At 62.7% G+C, this 12,311-nt stretch carries 11 protein-coding genes; 2 read left to right on the top strand and 9 right to left on the bottom strand.

The features are described 5' to 3' along the window. Positions 1–99: 99 nt before the first annotated feature. A complete protein-coding gene (locus HNR59_RS03975) occupies positions 100–714 on the bottom strand; it encodes a L,D-transpeptidase (protein ID WP_183826278.1) in 615 nt (204 codons plus the stop codon). Between the two features lie 199 nt (positions 715–913). Between HNR59_RS03975 and cueR the strand changes: the two genes are divergently transcribed. Then, entirely contained in the window at positions 914–1,318 is a 405-nt protein-coding gene (gene cueR, locus HNR59_RS03970) for a Cu(I)-responsive transcriptional regulator (protein WP_183826275.1), read from the top strand. Between the two features lie 54 nt (positions 1,319–1,372). Then, positions 1,373–1,873, top strand: coding sequence for an MmcB family DNA repair protein (locus HNR59_RS03965; RefSeq protein WP_183826272.1), 501 nt, complete (start codon positions 1,373–1,375; stop codon positions 1,871–1,873). 9 nt (positions 1,874–1,882) lie between these two features. On the opposite strand, the gene HNR59_RS03960 is transcribed toward HNR59_RS03965, so the two are convergent. The 8 genes from HNR59_RS03960 to HNR59_RS03925 all read right to left on the bottom strand — a co-directional run bounded on the left by HNR59_RS03960 (position 1,883) and on the right by HNR59_RS03925 (position 12,282). Beyond that, positions 1,883–2,446 (bottom strand): ActR/PrrA/RegA family redox response regulator transcription factor, encoded by a 564-nt coding sequence (locus HNR59_RS03960; RefSeq protein WP_183826269.1) that lies wholly within the window; start codon positions 2,444–2,446, stop codon positions 1,883–1,885. A 183-nt stretch (positions 2,447–2,629) separates the two neighbouring features. Next, positions 2,630–3,952 carry an ActS/PrrB/RegB family redox-sensitive histidine kinase gene (locus HNR59_RS03955; protein WP_183826266.1) on the bottom strand — a complete coding sequence of 441 codons (1,323 nt, stop codon included), beginning with the start codon at positions 3,950–3,952 and terminating at the stop codon, positions 2,630–2,632. After that, a complete protein-coding gene (locus HNR59_RS03950) occupies positions 3,949–4,455 on the bottom strand; it encodes a GAF domain-containing protein (RefSeq protein ID WP_183826263.1) in 507 nt (168 codons plus the stop codon). The genes HNR59_RS03955 and HNR59_RS03950 overlap by 4 nt, the downstream gene beginning before the upstream one ends. Next, a complete protein-coding gene (locus HNR59_RS03945) occupies positions 4,456–5,370 on the bottom strand; it encodes a DMT family transporter (protein ID WP_183826260.1) in 915 nt (304 codons plus the stop codon). A gap of 164 nt (positions 5,371–5,534) precedes the next feature. Further along, a complete protein-coding gene (locus tag HNR59_RS03940; protein WP_183826257.1) occupies positions 5,535–5,786 on the bottom strand; it encodes a hypothetical protein in 252 nt (83 codons plus the stop codon). A 130-nt stretch (positions 5,787–5,916) separates the two neighbouring features. After that, positions 5,917–7,752, bottom strand: a complete 1,836-nt coding sequence (gene ilvD / locus HNR59_RS03935) for a dihydroxy-acid dehydratase (RefSeq protein ID WP_183826254.1) — start codon at positions 7,750–7,752, stop codon at positions 5,917–5,919. Between the two features lie 220 nt (positions 7,753–7,972). After that, the gene (locus tag HNR59_RS03930; protein WP_183826251.1) at positions 7,973–11,071 is read right to left on the bottom strand and encodes an efflux RND transporter permease subunit; all 3,099 of its coding nucleotides are present in this window, start codon (positions 11,069–11,071) and stop codon (positions 7,973–7,975) included. Then, on the bottom strand, positions 11,068–12,282 hold the full coding sequence (locus HNR59_RS03925) for an efflux RND transporter periplasmic adaptor subunit (RefSeq protein ID WP_183826248.1): 1,215 nt from the start codon (positions 12,280–12,282) through the stop codon (positions 11,068–11,070). The genes HNR59_RS03930 and HNR59_RS03925 overlap by 4 nt, the downstream gene beginning before the upstream one ends. Between the last annotated feature and the right edge of the window lie 29 nt (positions 12,283–12,311).

The following is a 12,311-nucleotide window of genomic DNA, read 5'->3' as shown; positions in this document are numbered from 1 at the left end:
GGGCTTCTGGCCCGGTTCTTCGTCGGGGACGTCCGTGTTGCCTGGACGGTCCGCATAAAAACTTTCACGCCCTGCCTGCCGGGCGCTTGAACTGCATCTCTACAGCACGATCACCTTGGCACCTTTTTCGGTACGCTCATAGAGGTCGATGATATCCTGATTCATGAGGCGAATGCAGCCGGATGACATCGCCTTGCCGATCGAGGCCCACTCCGGGGTGCCATGCAGGCGGTAGCCGGTGTCGCCGCCCTTGTTGTAAAGGTAAAGCGCACGCGCCCCGAGCGGGTTGCCGAGGCCGGGCTTCATGCCATTGGCGTGTTTGGCCAGTTCCGGCTGACGCTTGATCATCGCCGCTGGCGGCGTCCATGTCGGCCATTCGCGCTTCATGGCAACGCGGGCGGTGCCGCGCCATTCGAAACCTTCGCGGCCAACACCGATGCCATAGCGCATGGCCTTGCCGTTTTCCTGCACGAGATAAAGGAACTTGTTGCTGGTATCGACGATGATGGTGCCCGGCGCTTCACTGGTATCGTAACGCACGATCTGGCGGTGATACTTCCGGTCCACCTTCTCGATGGGAATGCGCGGCAGGCTGTATCCGGCATCGCTGACCGCGCCGTAGCTGCTTGTGAACATCGGCATCGGGCCGATGGTGCTGCACCCGGCTACGGATGCACTGAGTGCAAGGACAGCAAGTATCGTTCTGAACCGCATCGACTGAACCTGCCTCCCGATTGTTCTTGTGAAGCCGATTCGGCTCGCGCAGTATTGATGACGGCTTTTCTTTGCCTGCCAAGCAAGCAGCTCCTATATGACGGCTGTTGATCGCGCGTAAGCTGCATACTGTTGCCATATCGCAACAGTATGTGGCCTGAACATCACATCTGATCAGAACTCCGAAAGGTCTTCATCCATGAATGTCGGAGATGCCGCCCGCCGCACCGGGCTTCCCGCCAAGACGATCCGCTACTACGAAGAGATCGGTCTGATCCTGCCGCAGCGCTCGGCCAACGGTTATCGCGACTATTCGCCCGAAGATGTGCACCGGCTGGCGTTCCTGAAGCGGGCCCGCAATCTCGGCTTCCCGATCGAGGACTGCCGCCAGCTGATGGCGCTCTACCGCGACCGTTCGCGCGCCAGCGCCGACGTGCACCGCATCGCCTCAAGCCATGTCGCGGCGATCGAGGAGAAAATCCTCGAACTGCAATCGATGCGCGCCACGCTCAACAAACTCATCCATGCCTGCCACGGCGACGACCGCCCCGACTGCCCGATCCTCGAAGAGATGGCAGGCAGCAAGGCGGACGCCACGGCCTGACAGGCGATCACGAAAACGGGTTCAAACCGTGAACAAAATCGGCGATAATGGCTGATGCCCATTGTGTCCCCGATTCTCCGAAATCCTCTTGCCGACGGCCGCCAGTCCGAGCGCGCCATGATGGTGCGGCGCGGCGTTCAGCGCCTGCTCATGGAGATGGGTACGCATGTGCTGCCGGAACTGTCGCTCGCCACCGGACGCCGCGCCGACCTCGTGGCGCTGACCCGGCAGGGCGACATCTGGATCATCGAGATCAAGTCGTCGGTGGAGGACTTTCGCGTCGACCGCAAATGGCCTGACTACCGGCTGCATTCGGACCGGCTGTTCTTCGCCACCCATCCGGGCGTGCCCGCCGAAATCTTTCCGCAGGACTGCGGCTTCATCCTCTCTGACGGCTATGGCGCGGAAATCATGCGCGATGCGCCGGAACACCGGATGGCGGCAGCCACGCGCAAGGCGCTGATGCTGCGCATCGCCCGCGCCGGTGCGGCACGCCTGCTGGCGGCCGAGCTTGCCGGCGTGTCCGTTCCCGTTCTGGACGACGAAAGCGAGTGAAATCAGGCCTCAGCGCGGGGCGCGCTTGGCCAGAATGCGCTGCAAGGTGCGCCGGTGCATGTTGAGGCGGCGCGCCGTTTCCGACACGTTGCGCTCGCACATCTCGTAGACGCGCTGGATGTGCTCCCATCGCACCCGGTCCGCGGACATGGGGTTTTCTGGCGGAGCGGCGCGCTCGCCGGACTGCCGGGTCAGTGCTGCGAAAACGTCATCCGCGTCGGCCGGCTTCGACAGATAGTCGACCGCGCCGAGCTTCACCGCCGTCACAGCGGTAGCGATGTTGCCATAGCCGGTCAGGATAACGGTGCGCGCATCCTCGCGCTTCTCGCGGATGGCCGCGACCACATCGAGACCGTTGCCATCGCCGAGGCGCATGTCCACCACCGCATAGGCTGGCGGATTGGCGCGCGCCTTGGCGACCGCTTCCTCGACGCTTTCGGCCGTATCGACGACGAAGCCGCGCGTTTCCATGGCTCGTGCCAGGCGTGTGAGGAAAGGCTTGTCGTCATCCACGACCAGCAGCGAGGTGTCGTCACCTGTCACCAGGCCGCCATTGCCATCTTCGCCTGTCATGATCCTCAACCCCACTTCAATTGCACGCGACAAATCGTCCTTGTACGGAAATATATGTGTTGAGCGCCGCTGTCCAATTTTTGAGCGCGCCCGAGATCATCATTCCCCTGCCGAACGCATGATTCGCGATTTCTTGCCCTGTTTTCATGCAGAACCGGCACGAAAGACCCCGTCCGCTCCGGCTCACGCTTTTCGCAGCGGCAAGGTGGTGCTTTCCTCGGCATAGACGAAATCACTGCGCGGCCAGCGCACCCTGACCATGGCGCCTTCCCCCGGCTTGTTGGAATTGCCGAAGCTGATGGTTGCGCCGGAACGCTCAAGCAGCGTCTTGGCGATGAACAGGCCAAGCCCCAGCCCGCCGCCCGGCTCCGCGCCCTGCCGCGTGGACATATAGGGCTCGCCGATGCGATCAAGCACTTCGACAGGAAAGCCCGAGCCATCGTCGAGAATGGACAGCGACACGAAATTGTCGTCCCAGCCCCAGCGTATGCTGACGCTGGTATGGGCAAAATCAACCGCGTTCTCGACCAGATTGCCAAGGCCGTAGAGCACACCCGGATTGCGGCGCCCGACCGGCTCCGGTCCAAGGCAATCGCCGGGCTGGAGGCGGATGGTGATGCCGAAATCGCGGTGCGGGGCACTGACTTCCTCGACCAAGGAGGTCAGCGGCAGACGCGCCATTTGCGGCTCGCCCTCCGAGGACAGGCTGGTCAGGCGCTTGAGGATTTCCCGGCACCGCTCGCTCTGGCTGCGCAGCAGGGTCACGTCCTCGCTGTATTTCGGATCCTTGCCGAGCGCCTTTTCCATCTCGCGCGCAACCAGAGAAATTGTAGCGAGCGGCGTGCCGAGTTCATGGGCGGCGGCAGCCGCCAGACCGTCCAGCGCGGACAGATGCTGTTCGCGCTGCAGCACCAGTTCGGTGGCGGCGAGCGCATCGGACAGGAGGCGAGCTTCCTCCGCCACCCGGAAGGCATAGATGGCGGCGAAAGCGGTCGCCGACAGCACAGCCATCCACATGCCGGCGACATAGACGAACGGCATCATCAGTTCCGTGCCTTCGGTCCACGGCAGCGGCCGGTGGAAGAAAACCAGCAGCGAGGCAACGGCAATCACCAACACGGCCTGAAATGCGGTCAGCCTGAGTGGCAGGGAAGTGGCTGAAATAACCACCGGAACGATGAGCAGCAGCGAGAAGGGATTGGTGAGCCCGCCGGTCAGGTAGAGCAGCCCTGCAAGCTGGAAGGTATCGAAGGTCAGCAGCCCCATGGCCGCCAGAGGTGTGAGCCGGTGCGCGGCCGGGTAGCGGAAGGCCAGCCACAGATTCATCCATGCCGAGGCGGCAATCAGCGCGAAGCACAGGCCGACCGGCAGCGGAAACTCCAGCCAGTAGGCGACGATGAGCACCGCAACGCTCTGGCCAAAAATGGCGAGCCAGCGCAGCCGGATCAGCGTGTTGAGCCGCAGGCGATAGCTTTGGCGAAGGTCCGGTGAGTTCAGGCCCATCATTGCGTCCCTTCCGTGGCGCCGCAGGCGGCGAGATAGATGGCAACGAGGCGCTCGACACCGGCCTGATCATCCGCATCGAAGCGGCCGGGAACCGGGCTGTCGAGATCGAGCACGCCAAGCACAGCACCGTGGCGGATCAGCGGCACCACCAGTTCGGAGCGCGAATCAGGATCGCAGAAGATGTGGTTCTCGACCTCGGTGACATCGTGGACGCGAATGGAGCGCCGCTCGGCAACCGCCGTTCCGCACACGCCGCGACCTACCGCGATGCGCACGCAGGCCGGCTTGCCCTGAAATGGCCCAACGACCAGCTCCTGCGGCGACCGCAGGAAGTAGAACCCGGCCCAGTTCAGCTCCGGCATGGCCTGAAAGATCAGAGCGGCCGCATTGGCCGCATTGGCAATCTCATCGCTTTCGCCCGAAAGCAGCGCCGTCATCTGCTCCGCGAGCTCCCGGTAGAAGGAGGGTTTGTCGGTGCTGTCGATGCGGCTTGCTTCAAACATTCAGTTGACGCCTTTGGGTACGTTTTCTGGCGGCACCGTATCCTTGACGTTCTGGCGATGGAAGATGAACAGACCGGCGAGCACGACGATGGCCGCGCCGATCAGGATACGCGGACCGGGAATATCATTGAAGAAGAGAATGCCGAACACCACAGCCCACAACAGCAGCGTGTAGTGCAGGGGCGCCAGCGTCGAGGCGGGCGCCATCTTCAGAGCGCGCGTAATCATCAGATGCGCCGCGCCGGAAACCACACCGAGCAGGAGCATCGCGCCATAATCGACAGGCGCGGCATGGTGCCACTCGCCTATAGCCATGATCCCGCCGCACAGGCCGACGCCGATGGTCTGCCAGGTCACCAGCGCCGTGTCGCTGGTGCCGCGCAGCAGGCGGCTCAGCACGATTGCCACGGCAAACGAGATCGATCCGATCAGCGCATAGAGCGATTCGATCGACAGGGCAGCCGTTGACGGCTTGAGCATGACCAGCACGCCGCAGAAGCCGATGACGATGGCTAGCCACCGGCGCCAGCCGACCTTCTCGCCAAGGAACATGTGCGAAAGCGCCGCGACATAGATCGGACCGGCCATGTAGAAGCTCATCACATCGGCCAGAGGCAGGTGAACGACGGCGGCGTAGAACAACAGCGTATCGAGCGCGGTTGCGACGACACGGGCGATCTGCAGGCCGATGCGGTCGAGATTGAACAGCCGCGCAGCCCCCTGCCGCGCGATCATCGGGCCAAGGATGATAAAGGCCCCGAGGGAGCGGACGAAAACCACCTGTCCGACGGAAAAGCTTGCAACGAGCCATTTGCCCATGGCGTCGTTGAGCGCAAACATGAAGTCGCCAGCCAGCATCAGAAGAATGCCGGCAACGATCAGATTGCGGTTTACGAGTCCGGACAGGCGAGACATGGCGCATTTCCCTGGAAAGGCCGATCCGGCCCATAATGCGCTGTTATCCGCGCCGCACCGATTTTGCGAGCAAATTCGACTGGTGCAGAGCCACACCAGTGTCGGGAGTTCGCTTTAACGCGATTGCGAACACACCCCGGTTTCGAACGCTCGCCGGAACTTCCTTACTTCGGCTGCACCGGCACATAGACGGGGCGGTAGATCACCCGCGGGAATGGATCCACATAGCGGTTCTCGCGTGCGGCCGCCCGCCGGTCGAGTTCCAGCCTTTGCAGGCATTCGGCAAAGGCATCGTTCTTGCGGGTGAAGCCATAGGAGCGGCACTTCTCCTCATCGGCGGTGCGCTGCTGCTCGACGGTCATGCAACCGGAAAGAAAAAGACCGAGACCAATGACGGTTATCGTTCGCAAAAGCATCTCAAGATCCTCGAATGGTCCCTGCCCGGGAACGATTCCTATATCACCATCCGATTGTGGCAAATAGCGGATCTTCTTTGCCCGCGAAGACAAAACGCCCCGCTGTATGAAAAAGCGGGGCGTTAAAACTTTATTCCGGAACGTGGCGAACAGCGCCCTTGTCGGCACTGGTGGCGAAAGCGGCATAGGCCCGAAGCGCCTGCGTAACGTTGCGCTTGCGCTTTTCGGCCGGCTTCCAGCCTTTTTCATCCTGTTCGGCGCGGCGCTTGGTAAGCTCGGCTTCGTCCACCAGCAACTCGATGCTGCGTCCGGGAATATCGATCGCGATGATATCGCCTTCGCGCACAAGCCCGATGGTGCCGCCAAGGGCTGCTTCCGGCGAAACATGGCCGATGGAAAGGCCCGATGTGCCACCGGAAAAGCGCCCGTCGGTCAACAGCGCGCAGGCCGCGCCCAGCCCCTTCGACTTCAGGTAGCTGGTCGGATAGAGCATTTCCTGCATGCCCGGTCCGCCCTTCGGTCCCTCATAGCGGATGACGACCACGTCGCCCGCCTTGACCTCATTGCCGAGAATGCCCTTCACCGCCGAATCCTGGCTCTCGAACACTTTGGCCGGGCCGGTGAATTTCAGGATCTTCTCATCGACGCCGGCGGTCTTCACGATGCAGCCGTCGAGCGCGATGTTGCCACGCAGCACCGCAAGCCCGCCATCCTTCGTGAAGGGGTGCTCGACGGAACGGATGACACCCTTTTCGCCGTCCATGTCCAGCTCGTCCCAGCGCGCCTCCTGGCTGAAGGCGGTCTGGGTCGGGATACCGCCGGGAGCAGCGCGAAAGAACGTGCGCACATTCTCGCTGGTGGTGCGGGTGATGTCCCAGCGGTCGATGGCGTCGCCCAGCGTCTCGGCATGCACGGTCGGCGTGTCGCGATGGATGAGGCCGCCGCGATCAAGCTCGCCGAGAATGCGCATGATGCCGCCGGCCCGGTGCACGTCTTCCATGTGGACGTCGGCCTTGGCAGGGGCAACCTTGGACAGGCACGGCACCCGGCGCGACAGCGCGTCGATGTCGTTCAGATCGAAGTCGATCCGGCCCTCATGCGCCGCGGCAAGAATGTGCAGAACGGTGTTGGTCGAGCCACCCATGGCGATGTCGAGCGACATGGCGTTCTCGAACGCCTTCTTGTTGGCGACCGAGCGCGGCAAGACGCTGGTATCGTCCTGCTCGTAGTAGCGGCGGGCGATGTCGACCACGAGATGCCCCGCCTCGACGAAAAGGCGCTTGCGGTCGGCATGGGTGGCCAGCGTCGATCCGTTGCCCGGCAGCGACAGGCCGAGTGCCTCGGTCAGACAGTTCATGGAATTCGCCGTGAACATGCCCGAGCAAGAGCCGCAGGTCGGGCAGGCGGACCGCTCGATCGCCCTGACGTCGTCGTCGGACATGTTGTCGTCGGCGGCTGCAACCATGGCGTCGACCAGATCGAGAGCATGTGCCTTGCCCTTCAGCACCACCTTTCCGGCCTCCATCGGTCCGCCTGAAACGAATACGGAGGGAATGTTGAGGCGCATGGCGGCATTCAGCATGCCGGGCGTGATCTTGTCGCAGTTGGAAATGCAGACCATGGCGTCGGCGCAGTGGGCGTTGACCATGTATTCGACCGAGTCGGCGATGATCTCGCGCGACGGCAGCGAATAAAGCATGCCATCATGACCCATGGCGATGCCGTCATCCACGGCGATGGTGTTGAACTCCTTGGCAACGCCGCCGGCGCGCTCGATTTCGCGCGCGACAAGCTGACCAAGGTCCTTCAGATGCACGTGGCCCGGAACGAACTGGGTGAAGGAGTTCACCACCGCGATAATGGGCTTGCCGAAATCCGAATCCTTCATGCCGGTAGCACGCCATAGCCCGCGGGCTCCCGCCATATTGCGGCCGTGGGTGGTCGTACGTGAACGATAGGGAGGCATTCGAATTTCCTTGGCTACTAGGCTACAGCGATGACGCGTCCTGACTGGCGGCAGGCAGCATAGGACCGGGGCGTCATATATGCCAATCTTTTCTGTCGCAACGTCACCGCGTCGCACCCTGCCATGCTAGCCCGCGAAAAGCAGGAAGCCCGGCGGATTGCCGGGCTTCCTGGACTTTTTCTGACCTGCATCCGGCAGCGTCACCGGCAGGGCTGTTGTCCTAATGGCCGGCAGCCGGCTCTGCCTCCGGCGCGGCCGGAGCCGTTGCAGGCTCGTGCTCATAGGCATCACCGTGATCCTTGCTGGCAAGGAAGGTGTAGAACATGGGCACCACGAACAGGGTGAACATGGTGCCGATGAGAACACCGGAGAAGATCACCAGACCCATCGAGTGACGGGCAGCGGCACCCGCTCCCTGCGCCATGATCAGCGGCACGACGCCGAGCGCCATGGCTGCCGTGGTCATCAGGATCGGGCGCAGGCGCACCTTGGCGGAAGCGATGATGCCCTCGCGCCGCGACAGGCCCTGCTCGCCGCGAAGCTGGTTCGCGAACTCCACAAGCAGAATACCATGCTTGGTGATCAGACCTATCAGCGTGATCAGGCCCACCTGCGTGTAGATGTTGAGCGTCCCAAGCCCCAGATTGAGCGGCACGATCGCCCCGAAGATCGAAAGCGGCACCGACATCATGATGATGAGCGGATCACGGAAGCTTTCGAACTGTGCGGCCAGCACCAGATAGATGACCACCACCGCAGCCGCGAAAGCGATCATAATGGTGTTGCCCTGCTCCTTCTCAAGACGCGTCTGACCGGAATAATCGATGAAGAAGCCGTCCGGAAGTGCCGCCCGCGTGATCTGCTCGATGGTCTCCACACCCGTGCCCGTGGTGACCCCCGGAACCGGCAGCGCCGAGATCGTTGCCGAGTTCAGCTGGTTGAACTGGTCGATCGAAGCGGGCGACGAGTTGGTTTTAATGGTGATCACCGCCGAAAGCGGCACCATCTCCCCGGTCGTCGCGCGGACGTAGAAGTCGCCCAGACGTTCGGGATTGTTGCGATACTCCTGCGGCACCTGCGGAATGATGTCATAGGACTTGGAGTCGCGGTCGAACTGCGCAACTTCCGCACCGCCGACCAGCAGGCCAAGCGTCTGTCCGATCGCGCTGATGGGGATGTTCATGGCCGCGGCCCGGTCGCGGTCGACCGTGACCGTCACCTGCGGCGCGTCGAAGGACAGCGAGTTCTGCACGATGATGAACCGGCCCGAGGCCTGCGCCTCCTGCCTGATCTTCTCGGCAACCTCATAGACCTGGCTGGCCTCGCCCGTAGACTGGATGACGACGGAGATCGGCAGACCGCCGCCGGCACCCGGCAGCGAAGGCGGCGCGAACACCAGCGCTTCAACGCCGGCAACCTTGCCCAGACGCCCCTGAATGTCCGCCTGAATGTCCTTCTGCGAGCGGGTGCGCTGTGCCCAGTCCTTGAACGCCCAGATGGCGAAACCGCTGTTGGTGCCGCCACCGATGCCGACCACCGAGAAGGCGGCCCGCAGTTCGGGCAGGTCCTTCGTGACCTCGTAAATCTGATCGAGATAAAGGCTGGTGTAATCCGAGGTCGCATAGCGCGGTGCGGTGACCAGAGAGAACAGCGCGCCGACATCTTCCTCCGGCGCCAGCTCGCTCGACGTCTTCATGAACATGAAGCCGGTGACCGACACCAGTGCGATGACCACCATCAGCGTCACCGGCCGGTAGTTCAGCGAACCGGCAACGAGGCGCTCATAGCGATTGGCGATGCGATCGAAGGTTCTGTCGATGAAGGCCGCGAACCGGCTGTGGCTGCCGGACTTCAGCAGCCGCGCCGACATCATCGGCGTGACCGTGATCGCCACCACGCCGGAAATGACCACCGCCCCCGCCAGTGTCAGCGCGAACTCGCGGAACAGCGAGCCGGTGAGGCCGCCGGTAAAGGCGAGCGGCGCGAACACGGCAGCCAGCGTGATCGTCATGGAGACGACCGGACCGGTGATCTCGCGCATGCCGACGAACGCGGCATCCATCGGACTGAGCCCCTCCTCCATGTGACGGTGGATGTTCTCCACCACCACGATGGCGTCATCGACGACGAGGCCGATGGCCAGAACCATGGCCAGCAGCGACAGAAGGTTGATCGAATAGCCGGCAAGGAAAAGCAGGAAGCCGACACCGATCAGCGACAGCGGAATGGTGATGACCGGCATCACAACCGAGCGCAGCGACCCGAGGAACAGCAGGATCACCAGAATAACGATGATCACCGCTTCGCCGATGGTCTTGAACACCTCCTTGATCGACGCGCTGATCTGCTCGGTCGCGTCATAGACCAGGGTGATGTTCATGTCCTGTGGAAGGCTTTCCTGAATGGCAGGCAGTTCCTTTTCCACGGCAGACGCGGTGTCGAGCGGGTTGGCCGACGGCGTCGGGAAAATGCCGATGAAGGTGCCAGGCTCACCGTTGAAGACAACGCGCGTATCGGTGCTTTGCGCGGCCAGATCGATTTTCGCGACATCGCGCAAGCGAACGATGCCGTCGCCGTTGCTCTTCAACGGCAGCGCACCGAATGTTTCGGGCGTCTGCAGCGTCGATTCCATGGTGATCGACTGCGCGACATATTCGTTCTCGGTCTTGCCCGGAGCGGCGAGGAAGTTCGAATTGTTGATCGCGCCCAGCACTTCAGCGGCGGTCAGACCATGAGCGGCGAGCCGGATGGGGTCGATCCACACGCGCATGGAGTAGTTGGCGGCGCCCAGCACCTGAACCTGCGCAACGCCCTCAATCGTGGACATGCGCGGGCGCAGCACCCGGTCGATATATTCCGTCACCTGCTCGGAGGTCATGTGCGGGCTTTGCACCGCCAGATACATGATCGCGAACTGCTGTCCGGTACCCTTGACGATGGTGGGGTCCTTGGCGCCGCTGGGCAGCTTGCTGCGCACCTCCTGCACCTTGGACATCACTTCGGTCAGGGCAGTGTCAGGGTTGGAGCCGAGCTTCATCTGCACGGTCACCACCGACGAGGACGGCATGCTCTGGGAGCTGACGTAGTCGATGTTTTCCGTGGTCGCCACCGCTTCCGCGATGGGCGCGGTGATGAACCCCTGAATCAGATCCGGGCTGGCGCCGGCATAGACCGTGGTGACGGTGATGACCGTCTCGTCGACCTTCGGATATTCACGCACCGAAAGGTTGAACAGGCCCTGAAAGCCAAGCAGCAGGATCAGCAGCGCGACAACGGTCGAAAGGACCGGTCGCCTGATGAAAAGTGCGGAGAAATTCATTCGCTCTTGCTCCCGGGCTGTCCGGCCTTGGACGGATCGACCGCGTTGTCGATGAAGACGGCTGAGCCATTGTTGAGGCGGTTCTGGCCGGCAGTCACGACCTCATCGCCGGCGGAGATACCCTTGATGATCTCGATACGGCCGTCGCTGCGACGGCCGATGGTCACGAACACCTGATTGGCGACCAGAGACTGCTTGTCATCCGCCTTGGCCGGTTCGGCAGGCTTGGCTGCATCAGCCGCGGCGGCCTCCTCCTTGGCAGGCTCCGTACCGGCAGCGGCAGCACCGGCCTTCCGCTCCGCGGCAGGGCGCACCACATAGACATAGTCGCCATAGAGGCTGGTGATAACGGCCGTCTGCGGCACGGCGATGATGTTTTCCTCGCTCGGCAGAACCACACGCACCTGCACGAACTGGCCGGGGCTCAGCTTGCCGTCGGGATTGGAGATTTCAGCGCGGGCCGAGGCCAGACGGCTGGCGGGGTCGATCTTGGGATCGATGCCGGTGATGGCGCCCTTATAGGGCATGTCATCGCCATCCAGCCCGAACAGGACTTCACGTCCGATCTGAAGGTCGGGGAAACGCTGTTCGGCAACGCTGAAATCGGCGCGCATCGTGTCGAGGTCCTGAAGCGTCGTCACAGCATTGCCCGGCGCGACATACTGGCCTTCCTCGATCCGCGGAATGCCGATGGTGCCGGAGAATGGCGCCTTCAGCAGCTTCTGGTCGAGAACGGCCTGCAGCTTCGCGACCTGCGAAATCGAGGTCTGCCAGCTGGCGCGCGCATTGTCGAGGGTAGCATCGGTGCCGACGCCACGCTTCTGCAGCGCCACGGCACGGTCGAGCGCCTGCTTGTCGAGCGCTTCCTGCGTCTTCGCAGCTTCGAGGTCGGCCTTCTGAACGGCATCGTCGAGCCGCACCAGCACCTGACCCTGCTCGACCTTGTCATTGGCCTTGAACAGGATTTCCTTGACGATACCCGTCGTTTCCACGGTCAGGTCGACGCCCTGCGCGGCCGCGACCGTGCCGATGGCCTCAAGCTTCGGCGTCCAGGTGATCGGCTCGACCTTGAAAGTCGACACAGCCACGGGATTGACCGGCATGTTGGCGAAGAAATCCTGAATCGCCTTGTCGCGGAACAGGTTGAATCCGACTATGCCGCCGCAGACGACCACAAGCAGGATGAATGCGATGATGAAGCGCTTGATCAAGGTAGTCCCTCTCGGTCGGCTGGTCTGGA

This window comes from Aquamicrobium lusatiense (genome assembly GCF_014201615.1).
Classification (GTDB): domain Bacteria; phylum Pseudomonadota; class Alphaproteobacteria; order Rhizobiales; family Rhizobiaceae; genus Mesorhizobium; species Mesorhizobium lusatiense.
Note: the sequence above shows the minus strand (reverse complement) of the source record. Positions and strands in the feature narration are given on the sequence as shown.